Genomic DNA, 18,180 nt, shown 5'->3' on the forward strand with positions numbered 1-18,180 from the left:
AACAATGGGCAATGTTTATCAATCAATTGCTGAAAAAATTCCAGAGATGAGTAAGGCGCAAAAAAAGATTGGAGAATATATTTTACAAAACCCCAATCATGTACCTTTTTTAACAGTTGGCAAACTTGCCCAAATCACCTCTGTAAGTGAAGCGACCGTTGTAAGATTTGCAACGTTTCTTGGATTTTCAGGCTTTCCGGAGATGCAGCAGGCTATGCAGGATTCTTTACAAAAACAACTGACAACAACTGAACGATTGAAAATGAGTTCACAAGTATACGATGATAAGGAAAAGTGGCTGTATAACATTTTTCAGGATGACCTTTCTAACATACGTTCAACCATGGAAAATCTGGATATAAAAGCCTTTCAGAAAGCAGTTGACCAGCTTTTGAAAGCAAAAAACATTTATATCGTGGCAAGTCGCAGTGCGGTTTCTTTGGGGATGTTTATGGAATATTATCTTCGTATTATGCGAAATCATGTAGAATTTATTTCATCAGTCGAACTTATTCCTGAAAAGTTTTATCATTTGGATGAACATGACGTTGTGGTTGGCATCAGTTTTCCTCGTTATACCCAATCCACGTTAAGAATGTTCTCTTTCGCAAGGGAAAGGGGTGCCACCACCATTGCTATTACCGATAATCTTTTATCCCCAATGGTACCGATTGCAGACGTTCCGTTAACGGCATCAAGCAGGTTACCATCGTTTATTGATTCCTTTGTTGCTCCGTTAAGCTTAATGAATGCCTTGATTACCCAAATAGGAAACAGTAAACAAGTAGATATCAGCCAAAAATTGGATCATTTAGAGAATATGTGGGATTATTTAGACATATTTCATAGGAAGAGTCAAGATTGATAGGTGAGGGGGGAAGATAATGAAGGACTATCATTGCTGTGCAACGTGTATACATTTTCTGGTGAAAAAGGAAGAGGATACAATCTTAATGAAATGTAAACGTCTTGGTTATCATACAAAATCTTATTATCAATTTGATTGCTGGGATCCTAAGCCCAGAATCCGTGAACTGATGAATAAATAAAATTAGGGGGGGAGGAAAACTCGAGTATTCAGCACGTAAAGAGGTAGCTGGAAGTGACGTACACTTAGCAATTAAAGATGATAAAATACGAATTATGAATCAGACATGCAAATGGGCATGTCTTTTTTACATATAAAGAGGTTTTTCACAGGCTGATAATAAATAAAGAGTAAAACGTTGGGGATATGTAAGATAGAAGTAACAATAGTAGACCAATCTTCCTTTTACATGTCTGTGTTCTAAAAGATTATTGCTTTGCCTGCTCGAGGTAAAATACACTACGCATTCCGCAAGTAAGCGGTAAGCTCGGGCATTTTACATAGTCGAATAACAAAAAATGGAAACATAGTTGCCGACTGCAATTGGTAACCTAAAAGAGAACCATAAATTTATGATTATGGGAAAGGAGCATGACCATGGGTAGAGGCCAGAGACATAAACCGAGGGATAAAAATAAACAGAAATTACCTCAAACCCCTAGAAGAGATATTGCTTCTGATGGCCGTGACATTGAATTTTCTCAGGAATTAGCAGATCACGATGATCTTGTGGCCAAGGAACGTTCAAACGCAGCAGATAGAAGAGCTAAAGGGAAGAAATAATATAAAAAAAGAGGGGAATCAACCCGGTTCCCCTCTTTTTAAAAGGAAGGATAAAAAATGGAATCTTATCAAGGGCAATTAATAAAGGGTGAGTTTTCTAAACTGGAGAATGAATTTATTATACAGGAAATTAAACATATGGAAACACAGTCCATTCTCCAATCTTACCAGATTCAAACGCTATATCAATATTTGTTAAAACAAGTTCAGGAAGAGGAATCCTGTGTGATTACCGTAAATGATCAAATGCCAATGCATCTAAACGAAAAGGATACGGAAATGTTACTTCAAGATTTAGATAAACTCATTCATCGTATGCATATTCACTAAATTAGCCAGATTGTATAATTAGTTTCTTTAAGATGCTTGCGAACTGATTCGGCATATCATTCAGATTCTCAATCATGAGATAGTGCTGATTGTACATGGATTCCATTATTTGTTCCTGTTGTTCGTTTTGATGATCCATTTGAATTCCTATCGGGCGTACTCTTTTTCTTTCAAGCTCCTGAATGGCTTCTTTCGTATCCATAATTCCGTTCTGGAAGTAATTAAACGCAGCAGGTTTACCATCTGTTAATATTAATAAAAATTTATATTGCTCCCTCTGCTTTGAAAGCTTGTGACCTGCGTATCTGATAGCAAAACCATCACGGTTATCCTCTTCAGGCTGAAGCTGCATGATATGAGGGCCAGTTGATTTTTGTAGGCTATTTTCAAATGAAATAACTTCATGAAAATAGTTTGGCTGATAGTGTTCATCACTGTCCAGTCCATCCTCCCAGAATCCTGTTACCGAATGGGGGATTTTAAGCTGTTTTAACGTTTCGTGAAAGAGGACAATGGTTTCTTTTGTTTGCTCCATTTTGTTCATCATGGAAGAAGAGCAATCAACCAGTAAGGAAAACGTACAGTCAAACGTAATATCCTCATCTTTTTTTACAAACATCTTTGGATTATCCTCTGTTAAGAATCGAACAAGTTTTTTGTCCAGCTTTCCATAATGCAAATTCCGATAATGGTTTTCTTTTTTACGGTCAAGAAGGTCGGTGAGTAATTTCACAAGCTTTTTCTTTTCTAAGGCTACTTTTTGGCTAACGTCCTCATATTTCGTCTGATCCAAGTCGGTGACTGCTTCTACGTCTTTTTCAATCGCTACGGCATACCGGTTTGCTTTTCCTTTATTGAAAGATCCTTCTTCTTCCTCTTGAATTTGATCGTTCGAAGCCTCTGCATGATCGTTTAAGTCTGCCTGCTGAGATTGTCCCTGAACGCTTGCCATCACCTGATCTGTAGATTCACTTTCTCTCGGAGTTTTTGTAAATTTCGTATCTTGATGCTCTCCGTCTACGTCATCAAATTGAAGGAAAGTTTCTTTTGTTTCTTTCTTACGTTTCCTGCTCCAGGTAGGTAACAGTTCATCTATCGATTCATCTTCTTCATCCTGTATTTTATCAGTGTCCTTTATTTTGGGTAACGTAAAATAGTCATTAATCATATCTATATTTACATATTCTTCAACCATTTCATATATATTCCACACTAGATCAATCACTTCTGCTGTATTTTGACATTCAATAGTGGTGAAGAGTCGTGTTTTTAAGTTTGTAAGGGTTGCTTCCGGAATGTTCAAAATCGTTTCCTCAAACACGTTTATACCTTGAAGGAGAGTCAAAGACAAATAACAAAAGAGTGTATCTGAATCAAAACCTCTCGTACGGTTTACTTTTAATTGGTCCCAAAAAAACTGTGCATACTGCTCTCTCCGGTATTGAAAGGATTTACTTGTTCCAGGTCGTAGGGCCATGATTTTCTCTTCCAGACGTAAATCCTCTAAAAAAGCAGCCAGCTGTTTAGCAAATGCGGGTAATCGGCTGTTTTGGTTTTGATTTAAAAAGGTGACAAATGCCTGGCGGTCACTATATTGATAGTTCCCTAAGGCACGTAAATAAAGATCACTTTTTTCACCCAGATGCCTTGGAGTTGTACGGTTTTCCCAAAAACTGCTAATCGTAACTTTTGGGGTGTGAATGTCTAAAAAGGAAACTTGGTTATACTGAATATCCACATCCTTCTTCATAAACGAGAAAGCTAAGTCTTTTAACTGCATAAACATGAAATAATTAGTTTCTTTTTCAATAAAGCTCATGGAAATCATTCCTTAAAGTAGGTTTCAGCTAGATTTAACACAAAGTTTTTTTCCCGTTCATCTTCTAACTTTTCAGCAATGGCATGTTCTATGGCGGTTAGGGGGGATAAATAAACAGCTAAATCGCAGGCATCTAACAAAGCTCTGGTTGAAGCCGCTTCTTCTGCAATTTTACCTTTTTTCGTTTCCTTAATTAATTCTTCAGAGAGCTTAAGCATATAATCGATAATCTGTTCATCTTCCAAGTTGGTTTGCTCATTTATGACTTTTTTCAAAGGATCTCCCATTAAATAAGAAACCTGGAATATGACAAAACGGTTTTTTAAGGCTTCATTTAATGGTGTTGTACCAATATAGCCTTCATTAATGGCTGCGATAACTCTAAAATCTTTATGGGCTGTAATCACTTCGTTTGTAAATGGATTGGTTATCGTTCTTCGATAATCCAATACCCCATTTAATATCGGAAGGGTCTCGGGTCTTGCCATATTAATTTCATCAATATATAAGATACGACCATTTTTCATCGCTTGGATTACCGGACCTTCTACAAACTCAATGACCGATTTTCCATTCTTTTCCTTGATCGTTTTAAAGCCTAATAAGCTTTCTGCATCTAAGTCAACAGAACAATTAATGCTGTGCATGGGTTTTTGATATAAAGTGGCCAGGGATTCGGCTAACTTGGTCTTACCACTTCCGGTAGGTCCTTTAAGCAGGATATTTTTACTCATGTAAAAGGTAATGGCTGTTTTACGAACCAAATCTTCTGTCTCAATATATCCCCCTTTAGTATTTAAATGGTCAATTTCCTGGTTTTGGTGATTTTGATTTTGTTCAATATAGTCCATAATCTCTTTTGGTAATTCTGTAATCATGTGTATACTCCTTTGCATTTCCGGATATAAAGTACGGTATTATTGTATGTGTTTTTAAAGCTTGAGTAAATCATTTAACTTATAAATTGTGTTTCCACGAACGATAATGTATGTAGAAACCCATGCACGTTAATGCATGGGTTAAAACGGGTTTAGTAAGGTCTTGAGTCACGACTGTTATGTTCTGCTTGTTTCGGGGCTTGTTCTGCGTCTTGTGCGCCTAGTGGATTTTGACTGGTACTTCCTTCTTTTTTCATCTTTTTAGCTTCTTCAAGGCCTTCACGCAACCGCTGGCCGTATTCCTCATCCGCTTCTTCTGCAAGAGAAATCATATTTTCCTGGATTCGTTTGTCGCATTCAGATAGGTCACCGACTAAGTTTTTAATTAATTCATCCTTTTCCCAATCCTCAAACCAGCGATAGGTTTCTCCGGCTTGTTTCGTTACTTCTTTGCGATCAATGGCCTCACGTACTAAATTGCCTTCTACTTTAGGCGTATATTCTTTGCCAAACTGCTCAGCTTCTTTTAAGCCGTCGAACGTAGAAGGCTCATAATTGATATGTGGATTCTGTTTTGGTCCTTTATCACTTTCATGACGAAGCTGACCACCTTCCTGGTTGGTTGCTACCCGTTTTTTGGCTGAATTAATGGGCAGCTGTAAGTAGTTTGCTCCAACACGGTAGCGTTGGGTATCTGAATAAGAGAAGGTACGTCCCTGGAGCATTTTATCGTCTGAGAAATCAAGTCCATCTACAAGAACTCCTGTACCAAAGGCAGCCTGCTCCACTTCCTCAAAAAAGTTTTCGGGATTTTTGTTAAGCACCATTTTTCCAACAGGTAACCAAGGGAACTGCTCTTCAGGCCAAAGTTTCGTATCATCCAGGGGATCAAAGTCAAGTTCAGAGTGTTCATCATCACTCATAATTTGCACAAATAACTCCCATTCAGGGTAATCGCCTTTTTCTATGGCATCATATAAATCCTGAGTAGCGTGGTTGAAATTTTCCCCCTGTATTTTCTTTGCTTCCTCAACGGTTAAATTTTTAATTCCTTGTTTTGGTTCCCAATGATATTTAACTAAAACGGCTTCACCATCTTTATTCACCCATTTATACGTATTTACTCCTGAACCCTGCATTTGACGATAATTGGCGGGTATCCCCCAAGGTGAATAGACAAAGGTGACCATATGAAAGCTTTCCGGAGAGTTCGAGCAAAAATCGAAAAAACGTTGGCTATCCTGAATATTTGTAACGGGATCTGGTCTAAACGCATGTATCATATCAGGAAATTTCATGGCATCACGAATAAAGAAGATTTTCAAGTTATTTCCAACCAAATCCCAATTTCCATCCTCTGTATAAAATTTTACCGCAAAGCCTCGAGGATCACGCACGGTTTCTGGTGAATGCTTTCCATGAACAACTGTTGAAAATCGAACAAATACGGGAGTTTGTTTTCCCTTTTCCTGAAAGACTTTAGCTCTGGTATATTTAGATATAGGCTCTTCTCCCACTGTACCATAAGATTCAAAATATCCATGAGCACCTGCGCCCCGTGCGTGAACAATACGCTCAGGTACTTTTTCCCGGTCAAAATGACTAATTTTTTCGATAAAGTCATAGTTCTCTAAAGTTGCAGGACCACGGTTTCCAACTGTCCGAATGTCCTGATTATTTGTAACCGGATGTCCTTGTCTAGTAGTTAAAGAGTCATCGTTTTCCATATGGGTTTCGTTATTCGGATTTTTATCTTTATCCACTGTAAATCGCCTCTCTTCTAATAGAATGGTTTATCATTTGATATCTTTCCATAAGTTTTAAAATTTCATGTAAGAAAATGGTGTGAATTGGACAGTTGGAAATTAACGGGTTTACAACTGATGTGTATCAATCGGTTGTCTTTTATGTATCGATCTTAACAGGCTATATAAAGCAAACATGATGTACATAAAGATAAAAATCCATTATAATAATAAAAAAGCATTTAATCTGAAAAGGGATGAGATCATTGAATGCTAGCCAAGCCATTGAAATACTTAAGGAAAATGGATATAAACAAACGAAACAACGAGAAATGCTTATTCAAATATTTGAAAGCAAGGAAAAGGATCAATACTTTCCAGTTAAAGATATATTAGAGGAATTTCAGCATGAATTTCCTGGAGCAAGTTATAATACCGTTTACCGAAATTTATATACTCTTGTGGATTTAGATATTTTAGAATCGACCACCTTACATGGTGAGCAGCTCTTTCGGTTGCATTGTGATACGGATGGACATCACCACCATTTTATCTGTACAAGTTGCGGACGAACCAAACCTGTTGAAGTTTGCGCGATTGATCAAGTCAATCAATCATTACCCGGTTATGAAATCAAAAATCACAAGTTTGAAGTATATGGAACATGTCCACAATGTAAGTAAACAGGGAATGAATTCCCTGTTTTTTCTTGCCTTTAGACAGATAATGAATAAATTCTCCTAAATCGTAATCTTTACATTTACAAATAGTAATGATTACGATATAATTTTCATGGCAACTAAAGGAGAGGGGAAATAACAATGATGAAACGGGGACGGTTTTTAGCCATTTTCATCCTATCAATACTCATTTTGACCGCATGCAGTAATGACACGAATTCAACCAAAAATCAGGATGAAAAAATCAATATCTACACAACCTTATTTCCTATAGAGGACTTTGCTAAAAAAATTGGAGGGGAATACGTAGAAGTAACGAATCTCTTATCTGAAGGAATGAATCCTCATACGTATGAACCGACATCGAAAACGATTGTTGATATCGCAAAAAGTGACTTATTCATGTATAGTGGAGCTGGTTTGGAAGCTTATGCGAAAAAAATATCCGACGCTGTAGAAACGGAAGAAGTTATGGTTGTGGAGGCATCCGAAGGGATTGATACTCATCATCATGGACACGGAAACGAAGTTCCTGTGTCCAAACCGGTTCATGAAGAGAATGAGGAAACAAATCATCAAAACAATCATAATCATGGTGATATCGACCCGCATGTATGGCTGGATCCATTAAAGGCCATCAATATAGCGGAAAATATTAAAGAATCTCTTATAACTTTACAACCAGAGCATCAAAAGGATTTTGAAAACAATTTTCAGGAATTAAAGTCTAATCTGGAAGCATTAGATACGAAATTTCATGAGGTTATTAATCAGGCTGAGCGGAAGGAAATTTTAGTATCCCACGCAGCGTACGGGTATTGGAAGGAAGCCTATGGAATTGAACAGATTGCGATTTCTGGTATCAATGAAAACAGTGAACTATCACAAAAGGAAATATCAAACATTATAAAAGATATCGAACAACAAAATATTGACTATATTCTTTTTGAGGAAATGTCTGTATCAAAAGTAGCTCAATTAATTCAAAAAGAGGTCGATGCAACTGTCCTGCCTATCCATAACCTTTCTGTTCGTACTGATGAAGAGGTTAAGAATAAGGATGATTATTTTAGTCTAATGAGAAAAAATTTAGAGTCTTTATCAACAGCGTTAAATAACTAAAATTCTTAAAGTCTAGTAGCTTCAAACTAGGCTTTTTTTAATAGGCTATCTGCAGCAGGTGAAATACACTGCGCTTTATGCCGTTAGTGCTTTCAGTTTCCTTACTACCTTTATTATAAGAGCGTAGGATAAAGTGTCATTTTTCTTATGCCAACTCATAAAAAATCTGTGTTATAATAAACATTGTATAATTAAATTCATACTATACCCATAGGAATTATAAATATATGTGGGGTGACAAAATGGGGAGAGAATTTATTGAGCTATTTAATGAATGGTCTGATTCTTACGATGACACAGTAAGAGGTCTTGATGTAGAGTATAAAAAGGTATTTGAAAATTACGATCAAATCTTAGATTACGTTGCTGATAAAGTAGATGGTACAGTCATGGAGTTTGGGGTTGGAACAGGTAATTTAACGAAAAAATTAGTGGAGCGAAAGTGTCAAGTGATTGGCATAGAACCGTCCCCTTTAATGAGACAAAAGGCAAAAGAGAAAATTAGACAGGTCGAAATTATGGATGGAGATTTTTTGGAGTTTCCTAAAGATGAACCTATTCATGCGTTTGTAAGTTCATATGCTTTTCATCATCTAACAGACACAGAGAAAAAGCTTGCGATAGATAAATATACAAACCTTTTACCAACTGGTGGTAAAATTGTATTTGCAGATACGATATTTTTAACCGAAGATGAAAAATTTGATAGGATAAAGTTAGCAGAAAAGGAACATTTCCTAAACTTAGCAAATGATTTACGAACAGAATTTTATACGACCATACCAAGAATAAAAGATATGTTTGAACAGAATAGTTTTAGCATTCATTTTACAAAGATGAATGACTTTGTCTGGGTTTTTGAGGCAATAAAAAAATGAAAAAGGAGCGATAACAAATGAGCAAGATGAATGTAGAAAGCTTTAATTTAGATCATACGAAAGTCAAGGCGCCTTATGTACGTTTAGCAGGGAAAACAGAGGGTGCCAATGGAGATACGATTTATAAATACGATATTCGCTTTTGCCAACCTAATCAGGAACATATGGAAATGCCTGCTCTTCATTCCTTAGAGCATATGATGGCTGAGTTTAGCCGCAATCATCATGATCAAGTCGTTGATGTCGGTCCAATGGGCTGTCAAACTGGCTTTTATATGGCACTTTTAAATGATGATGATTATGATTATGTATTAGAATTACTGGATAAAACCTTGAACGATGTGTTAGAGGCTTCCGAGGTACCAGCATGCAATGAAGTACAGTGCGGCTGGGCTGCCAGTCATAGTCTTGAGGGTGCAAAGGAAATTGCCAAAAAAATGCTTGCTAAGAAAGATGAATGGACAGAAGTTTTTGGTTAGGTGGTCGTTATAAAATGGAGTATGTGCAAAATGTACAGGAACTAATAGGTGAAACGCCTCTTATTGAAATCCATCAGTTTGATATTCCTGAAAATGTACGTATTTTTGCTAAATTAGAATATTTTAATCCTGGCGGGAGCATAAAAGACAGGTTAGGAAAGAAATTGTTGGATGAGGCACTAAGAAGCGGAAAACTTAAAACAGGTGGAACGATTATAGAACCTACTGCCGGAAATACTGGGATAGGGCTGGCACTAGCCGCTATTGGTATGGGAATAAGGGTAATCTTTGTAGTTCCGGAGAAATTTAGTATGGAAAAGCAAGAACTTATGAGAGCGCTTGGGGCAGAAATTGTTCATACACGTACAGAAGATGGAATGAAAGGCGCAATCAGTAAAACAGAAGAACTGTTAAAAGAAATCCCTGGCTCATACTCCCCTAAGCAGTTTTCCAATCCCAATAATCCTAAAGCCTATTTTGAAACATTAGGGCCAGAAATTTATCGACAATTAGATGGAAATGTAGACGTTTTTATAGCCGGTGGTGGCACAGGTGGTACTTTTATGGGTACAGCAGAGTATTTAAAAACAAAGAAAACAGATTTAAAAACGGTTATTGTTGAACCTGAAGGCTCCATTCTTAATGGAGGTGAAGCTGGATCTCATGACACAGAAGGAATAGGGATGGAATTTATTCCTGAATATATGAATCCGCAATATTTCGATGCCATTTATACAATTTCCGACTCTCAGGCATTTGCCAGAGTAAAGGATCTATCTTCAAAGGCAGGTTTACTTGTCGGCAGTTCATCAGGTGCTGCATTTCAAGCTGCTCTTTATGAAGCTGAACATGCAAGTCCTGGAACAAATATTATTACGGTTTTTCCCGATAGTAGTGAACGCTACTTAAGTAACGGAATCTATCAATATAAAAAATGAGGGAGAGGACTTTCTTTGCGTAAAAAAACGAAACTTATTCATGGTGGTATTACCGGTGATGAACAAACTGGTGCTGTTAATGTGCCCATTTATCAGGTTAGTACTTATGAACAGGAATCGGTAGGAAATCATAAAGGCTATGAATATTCACGAACAGGAAATCCAACACGCTTTGCATTAGAAGAGTTGATTAAAGATTTAGAGGGTGGAAAACAAGGTTTTGCATTTGGGTCTGGTATGGCTGCGATTACGTCCGTATTTATGCTTTTTTCTTCTGGTGACCATGTAATCATGACCGATGACGTTTATGGTGGAACTTATCGTGTTGTATCTAAAGTATTAAGTCGTTTCCAGATTGATGTATCATTCGTAGATACAAGCTCGCCAGATGAAGTAAAACAAGCTATTCAATCGAATACCAAAGCCATTTACGTAGAAACCCCGACAAATCCATTGCTGAAGGTGACCAATCTCAGTAAAATAAGTGATTTAGCAAAGGAACAGGACTTATTATTTATTGTAGATAATACGTTCAGTACCCCATATTGGCAAAATCCAATTGAATTTGGAGCGGATATTGTTCTTCATAGTGCAACAAAATATTTAGGAGGTCACAGTGATGTAGTTGCAGGATTAGTCGTTGTAAATTCAGAGAAGTTAGCTGAAGAACTGCATTTTATTCTTAATTCTGCTGGTGGTATCTTAGGACCACAGGATTCATATCTTCTGATAAGAGGGATGAAAACCCTTGGAGTGAGAATGGAAGAGATTGAAGAAAACACGAAACAAGTTGTTGAATTCCTGCATAATCATCCAAGTGTAACAAACGTCTATTATCCTGGTTTAGCTAGTCATTCAGGACATCAAATTCATTTATCCCAAGCGTCTGGCTTTGGTGGAATGCTTTCGTTTGATGTAGGCAGTGGGGAAATGGCAGATCAGGTTTTAAATCGAATTCAATACTTTACCCTTGCTGAGAGTTTGGGTGCAGTTGAAAGTTTAATTTCGGTTCCGGCGCGCATGACCCACGCATCCATTCCAAAAAGCCGAAGAGAAGAGTTAGGAATCACTGACGGCCTTATTCGTATATCTGTAGGCTTGGAGGATGCTGAAGATTTGATAGAGGACTTAGAACAGGCCTTAAAATAACTTTATGTTAAATGGGGAGGGCTGAAACCATAGATGTTTCAGCCCTTTTCTAATGATAGTCCTCCCATTATGAATGGTCCTTATTGTTTTTTCTTCTTTTCAATAACCAAAGGGTACCACCTATGATGAAAAGGATAATGAGGAAAGGCGAATAACCGATAAGAAATACGAAAATACCTGAACAGATACTGGATAGTTGATTCAAAGAATTCGTAAAGGCTCGTTTAATACGTTCGCCTGTTTGTAAATCCTTTTCTGCAATGCCAGGGACATCTACAGAAACGTCTTCTAGGGAAATATTGACTTCAGCATATTCTGTACGATTGTCCAAAAATTTCATTCTCCCTTCAATTTGCTCGATTTTCTCTTGTACTTGAGCAAGGTCTTCGGAAATGTGTAGCAGATCTTCGGTTTTTTCGGCACTTTTCATGAAATCGAGTAAGCGTGCCTCAACAGTTTTTTTGGCCTTAAGTCGAGACTCAAGGTCGGTATACTCCTCTGTGACATCTTCACCTGTTACTTGTCTTTCTACTACCTTTTCACTCCTATTTTCAATTTCTTTCATAAATGACTGCAGATTTTGGTTTGGAATTCTGACTATTATGCGGGAGTGTAATTGTTTTTCGCGATTTGTACTACTTGTTTCTACAACATAACCATTTAGCTCATTGGTTCGGTTTGTAATAGTATCTATAGCATGTTTAACATCTTTAATCTTAAGCGTAAAATAAGCATGATACATAATCATAAGTTCCTCTTTTGTTGAATCCTTACTCTGATTGACTGCGTTTTCTTCAGTCGATTCCTCGTTTACGATTTCCATCTTCTCAGTATTTTTTGCTATATCTGCAGCAGAATCAGCTTGTTGCTTTGTTTCCGTTTCGCCAGTATCCTCTGAATTGCAGGCACCTAATAAAAATAGACAAAGAATGAAAAGAAAGTAAGTTGTTTTTTTCATTTTTTAACCCCCAAATGATTTATTTTACATAGTAGACGTTTGTAATCTGTAAAGGTGACAGAAATGGAAAGAACTGTCTAAGGAATTTAAACCCTTTTCTTAAGATGATATAGTATAAAAGAGGTAATAAAGAAAGGGTGTTAGCATTGCTATCGAAAGAACAGAAACAAATAATCATAGGAAAAATTCAGGAGTATTTTATGGAAGAACGCGGAGAAGAGATGGGAGAACTAGCTGCAGAAAACATCTATCAATTCATGAAAGAAGACATTGCACCATATTTTTATAATGAAGGAATTCATGATGCAAGACTCATGGCTGAACAAAAAATGGACAGTCTTGATGAAGATATTCGTTCCCTGGAAAAACAGGTACACAGAAGTTCTTCCAGGTAAATCATGCTCACCTTACTTTGCACAAATTCTTAAAAGATTAATATAGTGTAATGGGGGATATGAACGAGAGATATGGGGTGAGGAATATGAAGTATGAAATTACAAGAGACTATATAAATATTGGCAATTCCAGATCTGGTCAAAGCATTCAGGATGTGCAATTTATTGTTAGTCATGACACCGGTAATCCTGGCTCAAGTGCATATGGTAATCGAAATTATTTTGAAAATACAAATCCATCGTCATCTGCGCATACCTTTATCGATGATAAGTATATTCTTGAAATCATTCCTTTAGACGAAAAAGCCTGGCATGTTCGATATAATGTGTCCACTGATAATCGTCGCTACGGAGTAAATGCTAATGATGCGGCAATTGCAGTAGAACTGTGCTATGGCGGAAACATTTCTTTCGAGGACGCTTATAATCGCTATGTCTGGTACCATGCCTATTTAGTAGATAAATTTAATTTAAATCCTGATGAGAATATCGTTGGGCATAGTACACTTGATCCTTCAAGAAGAACGGATCCGCAAAATGCACTGAACCGGCACGGAGTATCATGGAACGATTTTCTTAATGATGTTGATAATGCCTATCGAAAATATTTTGAGGGTGAAGAAAATCTTCCAGAACCTGTAGTTGGAGGAGCATCTGTTGAACTGCCAATTGGTAAAGGGGACCGCGGAGAATTTGTACGTGATATTCAAAAAGACTTAATCAAAGCTGGTTATTCCTTACCTAATTACGGTGCTGACGCTATATTTGGATCTGAAACGGAAAGAGCGGTTATGAGATTTCAAAGAGATTATCATTTGGCTGTAGATGGTCTTGTTGGTCAACAAACGTTAGGACAGTTAAAAGAAGTGACCAATTCGAGCAAAGCGAGTAATGATTTTCCATTACCAAACGGTATTCTGCAAAAGGGTGATGAGGGAGCTGAAGTAAAACAAGTACAAAGAGCATTAAAACGCTTGAATTTTGACCCTCGATACATTGACGGCATATATGGGTCATTAACTGAGGATGCTGTTTCGAGATTCCAGTCGATGTTCAGTGCACTCGAAAATGACGGAATATATGGACCAAATACAAAACGTTTTATGGAAATGGAACTTGAGGATTTATAAGTCGCGAATATTCGCGACTTATTCTTGTTAAAGGAATGATAAAGTGTAGGCTCTGTGGATAATAATTCAGGAATGCCAAGTCCAGCTCCAGCGCCGGGTTATTCGTGAGACTCTTTTAATTTCTCATAAGTCAACATCAAATAAGTGGTTTTCTTTATCCGCTAAGGCTATAGTCCTTTCCGAGCATGCTAAAGGTAAATTATTTTGCAGAATCCTTCTTCTCCCAAGTTTTTTGATTATCAGATTCTAATATCCCTAAAGTGACATCATCAATATCCGGCTCTTCCAATACTTTTTTTTGAACCTTGATTTTTATATCATCAGCGTCAGCAAGGGTTAAACCTTTCTTCAATTCGATATAGCTTTCAACATGATATTGTCTACCTTCTTGCAGTACCCTCATCTCTAATATATCCACTACTTCAGGTTCGTTTAATATAAGTTCTGCTATTCGATTTTCAATTTTAGCCGGAGCAGAAACCCCAATTAAACCTATCGTATTATCGTACCCGATTTTTAATGCAATGCCTATTAACAGAATACCAATTAACATCGTTCCTATCCCGTCGAGTAGGAGAAAACCTGTGAAATGGGCAAGTAAGATACTTATTAATGCTAATAAAGCACCTATGGTTGCAACAATGTCCTCATAAAAAACAAGTCGTGTAGGAGGTGAAGCATATTGTATATTTCGAAAGGCTGCAGAAATCCGTGTAAAACCGGTGGCTTCTGTAAGGGATTCTTCTGCAATTTGCTTCATAGCTTTCCATAATACATAACCATCAGTCATAATGGATAATAAGAGAATACCTGTATTAAGCCAGATATGTGTAGTAGCACGTGGATCCTGAATCAAATGCCATCCCTTAACAATAGTTTCGTACGCCATAATAGAAATTACAATCACAGCTATTAAAACAAATAAATTAACTACGCGGCCAAAACCAGCAGGGAATCTTTCTGTCCGTTCTTTTTCTGCTAATGCACTTCCAAAGAAAACAAATCCCTGGTTGGTTGCATCTGCTATGGAGTGAATGGTCGTTGCAAACATCGCACCACTTCCACTAATAGCTGCCGCAATCCCTTTAGCTATGGCCAAAGCTGTATTCCCTAAAGCTGCAGTACCTGAAGATTTATTTCCTTTTTTTAATAGCTCAAGCACGGCTCAATCTCCTTTATTATTACATTCTGTTTTTAGGTTAAACGATAAACAAAATATCATACAATGTTACTACGTAAGTCTAATCAAGTTTTTTAAAAAGATACATTTTGAATGAAAAGTGTTTACGTTCGTCATTTTGAGGGTATGAGAAAAGATATATAGACTTGAAAGAAACCATACAAATTTACCATGACCAAAAATCTATTGGTTAAAGGGGTATTCATATGAAAATCGAGGATACAAAATTCAATTTCAATAAAGTTGTAGATCAGCTACCAAATCCCATTATGATTTTCAAAAACGAACAATTAGTATATGCGAATCCAAGCACTTATCAATTGTTAGGTTATGAGGAGTATGAGGAAATTTTCCTGAAAAATCTTTTGCCAATGGGAGACTATGAAAAAGTATTAACACAATTTCAGCAGGTTTTAACCGATAGAAAATCAATCGTGTTAAAAGATATCACATTGCGCACAAAAGAAAATAAACGCATGAAAACAAAACTTTATGCATCACCATCTAATCATAAGCATCCTTTTATCCAGGTTTACATACAAGATACTGTCTATTCGGCTAAATTAAAGCAGGATTTTACCGATTTACAAAAGAAATATCAGGATTTAACTAATTATATTTCGGATGTCATTGCCTATTATAAACAAAACGGATCTATACAATATATAACCCCCTCAGTAAATAGAGAGTTTGGATATAAATCTGACCGCTTAATTGGTTGTTGTGCTTTTGACTTTATTCATCCACAAGACCGAAAACGGGTTGAATATATATTTAGAAGCTTAACTTATAACACTGAACAAAAGCAGGTTCGATTCAGGGTGAGGCAAAATGTAGGAACGTATGTATGGGTTGAATCAGCATTTTATCGAATTGAAGAAGAACAAGGTCTCTATATCCTGGCCAATTTAAAAAAAATAGAAAAACAAATTGAAGCGGAAAAGTTAGCGATGCAAACAGAAAAGCTCGCTATGGTTGGAGAATTAAGTGCAGGTATTGTACATGAAATAAAGAATCCACTAACTTCTATTAAAGGATTCCTTCAGCTTATGCAGGTTGGTGCTATTGAAATGAAGGATTACATAAACATTTTAAAAGCTGAAGTGGACCGAATTGAGGCGATGGCGGTAAATATGCTTTCATTTGCTAAACCACATGATAGTGTGGATCGACATAACTTAAAAGATATCATTAAGGATGTTTTTTTACTGTTGGATGTACAAGCCAACAAAAACAATATCTCCTTATCCTTAAATGAGGATGTTCCTAATGTATTTGTTAAGGGAGACGAGATTCAGTTAAAGCAAGTACTGATTAATTTGGTGAAAAACGCCATTGAAGCATCACATTCAAATAGCAAAGTAGAAGTTAAACTGGCCCAGGATTGCAGGAATGGCTATATAAAAGTAATAGATTACGGTAAAGGTATCCCTAAACGCCAGTTATCAAAACTCGGCAAGTCTTTCTATACAACCAAAGAAGAGGGTACAGGACTTGGTTTGATGGTATCCTACCGAATTATAGAGCATCATCATGGCCAAATTAAGATTGACAGTAAATTAGGAGAAGGGACAACATTTACGGTTTGGCTGCCAAAGGATGTTTATCAAGGTCAAGAACTCGGTCCTATTAAAGAGAGTTATAAATCAGGAACTTAGACTTTTTTACATGTATCCACTATCAACATTTACTGCATGCAGGCGGATTTAATTGTTCGTGAAAAGAATCATTATTTTAGAGCTGGGAGAAGTTGTCCAGTTCTTTTTTCTGCTATGCCAACCATAAAAATGCAAAAAATTTCTCTGTAGAATAAACGAAAGAAGTTTAGGGATGAGAAGGTTAAGATACCTGTGTTCTTACTTTTAAGGTACGTTCAAATTTTATGACATTTGTCACAAGGATAGTCATTTATCATATAAATACTACATATCCACATTAGTTTTGTAGGAGGTAGTGACATTGTTTTATCACATTAAAGAGTTACAGTATGATGCGAAGCCTTCTTGTCCTGATCCCCTTTATGCAAAAAAACTTCAGGAAGTTTTGGGGGGACAATATGGTGAAATTACAGTTATGATGCAGTATTTGTTTCAAGGATTTAATTCCCGTGCTGAACCGAAGTACCGTGATCTTTTATTTGACATTGGTACAGAAGAGATAGCACATGTTGAAATGCTGGCTACATTAATCGCCCGTTTACTTGATAACGCACCTGTAAAGCAACAAGAGGAAGCAGCTGAAGACCCTGCTATAGAAGCAATCTTAGGAGGGATGAACCCTCAGCATGCCATTGTTTCAGGACTGGGAGCATTGCCAACCGATAGTGCGGGCTATCCGTGGAACGCGAAATATACGATTGCAAGCGGGAACCTTTTGGCAGATTTTCGGGCTAATTTAAACGCAGAATCACAAGGTAGATTACAGGTGGTTCGACTTTATGAAATAGCTGAAGATCCAGGGGTCAAGGATACATTATCCTTTTTAATAGCAAGAGATAGAGCTCATCAAAATCAGTGGAAAGAAGCCATTTATGAACTAGAAAATCGTGAAAATGATATAGCTGTTCCAACCACTTTCCCTAGTGAACTGGAAAAACAAGAAGTTGCTTATGACTTTTATAATTTCTCGAGAGGTGAGGAAAGTGCAACAGGTCCTTGGGCACAAGGAATTGCACCTGATGGTAAGGGGCAGTTCAGGTATTTCAGCAATCCACCGGCTTATGGTCCTCCAGCCTTTTTAATTCCGGCTCCTCTTTATATTCACGACACATTACCTATGTCAAAAATGTAAATTGCTTTCTGTGTCGGGTTTAAAGAACCTGGCACAGGAATGATTTTTCCTCGAAATT

19 protein-coding genes and 1 pseudogene are annotated in these 18,180 nt (G+C 37.0%); 15 read left to right on the top strand and 5 right to left on the bottom strand.

What is annotated here, in order from left to right:
* Positions 1-4: 4 nt before the first annotated feature.
* From BMX63_RS06920 to BMX63_RS06930, 4 genes are all read left to right on the top strand, one after another.
* Positions 5-865 (top strand): MurR/RpiR family transcriptional regulator, encoded by an 861-nt coding sequence (locus BMX63_RS06920; RefSeq protein ID WP_093133332.1) that lies wholly within the window; start codon positions 5-7, stop codon positions 863-865.
* A gap of 19 nt (positions 866-884) precedes the next feature.
* On the top strand, positions 885-1,049 hold the full coding sequence (locus BMX63_RS17985) for a hypothetical protein (protein WP_177167225.1): 165 nt from the start codon (positions 885-887) through the stop codon (positions 1,047-1,049).
* Between the two features lie 416 nt (positions 1,050-1,465).
* Positions 1,466-1,651, top strand: coding sequence for a YfhD family protein (locus BMX63_RS06925; protein WP_093133334.1), 186 nt, complete (start codon positions 1,466-1,468; stop codon positions 1,649-1,651).
* 57 nt (positions 1,652-1,708) lie between these two features.
* Positions 1,709-1,981, top strand: a complete 273-nt coding sequence (locus BMX63_RS06930) for a hypothetical protein (RefSeq protein ID WP_093133336.1) — start codon at positions 1,709-1,711, stop codon at positions 1,979-1,981.
* A gap of 1 nt (position 1,982) precedes the next feature.
* On the opposite strand, the gene BMX63_RS06935 is transcribed toward BMX63_RS06930, so the two are convergent.
* The 3 genes from BMX63_RS06935 to BMX63_RS06945 form a co-directional block, all read right to left on the bottom strand.
* Positions 1,983-3,800, bottom strand: a complete 1,818-nt coding sequence (locus BMX63_RS06935) for a vWA domain-containing protein (protein WP_093133338.1) — start codon at positions 3,798-3,800, stop codon at positions 1,983-1,985.
* Between the two features lie 5 nt (positions 3,801-3,805).
* Positions 3,806-4,678 (bottom strand): AAA family ATPase, encoded by an 873-nt coding sequence (locus BMX63_RS06940; RefSeq protein WP_245732756.1) that lies wholly within the window; start codon positions 4,676-4,678, stop codon positions 3,806-3,808.
* A gap of 152 nt (positions 4,679-4,830) precedes the next feature.
* Positions 4,831-6,405: a catalase gene (locus BMX63_RS06945; RefSeq protein WP_093134048.1), complete on the bottom strand. Its 1,575-nt coding sequence runs from the start codon at positions 6,403-6,405 to the stop codon at positions 4,831-4,833.
* A gap of 275 nt (positions 6,406-6,680) precedes the next feature.
* Between BMX63_RS06945 and BMX63_RS06950 the strand changes: the two genes are divergently transcribed.
* The 6 genes from BMX63_RS06950 (at position 6,681) to BMX63_RS06975 (ending at position 11,669) form a co-directional block, all read left to right on the top strand.
* The gene (locus BMX63_RS06950) at positions 6,681-7,106 is read left to right on the top strand and encodes a Fur family transcriptional regulator (protein ID WP_177167226.1); all 426 of its coding nucleotides are present in this window, start codon (positions 6,681-6,683) and stop codon (positions 7,104-7,106) included.
* A 138-nt stretch (positions 7,107-7,244) separates the two neighbouring features.
* Positions 7,245-8,225, top strand: coding sequence for a metal ABC transporter substrate-binding protein (locus BMX63_RS06955; RefSeq protein ID WP_093133344.1), 981 nt, complete (start codon positions 7,245-7,247; stop codon positions 8,223-8,225).
* Positions 8,226-8,467: 242 nt separating this feature from the next.
* On the top strand, positions 8,468-9,103 hold the full coding sequence (locus tag BMX63_RS06960; protein ID WP_093134051.1) for a class I SAM-dependent DNA methyltransferase: 636 nt from the start codon (positions 8,468-8,470) through the stop codon (positions 9,101-9,103).
* 17 nt (positions 9,104-9,120) lie between these two features.
* A complete protein-coding gene (locus BMX63_RS06965) occupies positions 9,121-9,582 on the top strand; it encodes an S-ribosylhomocysteine lyase (protein WP_093133346.1) in 462 nt (153 codons plus the stop codon).
* 14 nt (positions 9,583-9,596) lie between these two features.
* Entirely contained in the window at positions 9,597-10,520 is a 924-nt protein-coding gene (locus BMX63_RS06970) for a PLP-dependent cysteine synthase family protein (protein ID WP_093133348.1), read from the top strand.
* Positions 10,521-10,535: 15 nt separating this feature from the next.
* Entirely contained in the window at positions 10,536-11,669 is a 1,134-nt protein-coding gene (locus BMX63_RS06975) for a bifunctional cystathionine gamma-lyase/homocysteine desulfhydrase (protein WP_093133350.1), read from the top strand.
* Positions 11,670-11,736: 67 nt separating this feature from the next.
* On the opposite strand, the gene BMX63_RS06980 is transcribed toward BMX63_RS06975, so the two are convergent.
* Positions 11,737-12,627, bottom strand: a complete 891-nt coding sequence (locus tag BMX63_RS06980) for a DUF4349 domain-containing protein (protein WP_093133351.1) — start codon at positions 12,625-12,627, stop codon at positions 11,737-11,739.
* Between the two features lie 137 nt (positions 12,628-12,764).
* Here BMX63_RS06980 and BMX63_RS06985 point away from each other — a divergent pair, with 137 nt between their 5' ends.
* From BMX63_RS06985 to BMX63_RS18455, 3 genes and pseudogenes are all read left to right on the top strand, one after another.
* A complete protein-coding gene (locus BMX63_RS06985; protein WP_093133353.1) occupies positions 12,765-13,022 on the top strand; it encodes a DUF2164 family protein in 258 nt (85 codons plus the stop codon).
* A gap of 86 nt (positions 13,023-13,108) precedes the next feature.
* Positions 13,109-13,630 (top strand): annotated as a pseudogene (locus tag BMX63_RS18450) (peptidoglycan recognition protein family protein); the annotation flags it as partial.
* A 60-nt stretch (positions 13,631-13,690) separates the two neighbouring features.
* Entirely contained in the window at positions 13,691-14,152 is a 462-nt protein-coding gene (locus tag BMX63_RS18455; protein ID WP_281242738.1) for a peptidoglycan-binding domain-containing protein, read from the top strand.
* A 199-nt stretch (positions 14,153-14,351) separates the two neighbouring features.
* On the opposite strand, the gene BMX63_RS06995 is transcribed toward BMX63_RS18455, so the two are convergent.
* Positions 14,352-15,314: a cation diffusion facilitator family transporter gene (locus BMX63_RS06995; protein WP_093133358.1), complete on the bottom strand. Its 963-nt coding sequence runs from the start codon at positions 15,312-15,314 to the stop codon at positions 14,352-14,354.
* 224 nt (positions 15,315-15,538) lie between these two features.
* Between BMX63_RS06995 and BMX63_RS07000 the strand changes: the two genes are divergently transcribed.
* On the top strand, positions 15,539-16,990 hold the full coding sequence (locus tag BMX63_RS07000; protein WP_093133360.1) for an ATP-binding protein: 1,452 nt from the start codon (positions 15,539-15,541) through the stop codon (positions 16,988-16,990).
* A gap of 301 nt (positions 16,991-17,291) precedes the next feature.
* Entirely contained in the window at positions 17,292-18,122 is an 831-nt protein-coding gene (locus tag BMX63_RS07005; RefSeq protein WP_093133362.1) for a manganese catalase, read from the top strand.
* The last annotated feature ends 58 nt before the right edge of the window (positions 18,123-18,180 follow it).

The organism is Salinibacillus kushneri (genome assembly GCF_900111405.1).
Classification (GTDB): domain Bacteria; phylum Bacillota; class Bacilli; order Bacillales; family Alkalibacillaceae; genus Salinibacillus; species Salinibacillus kushneri.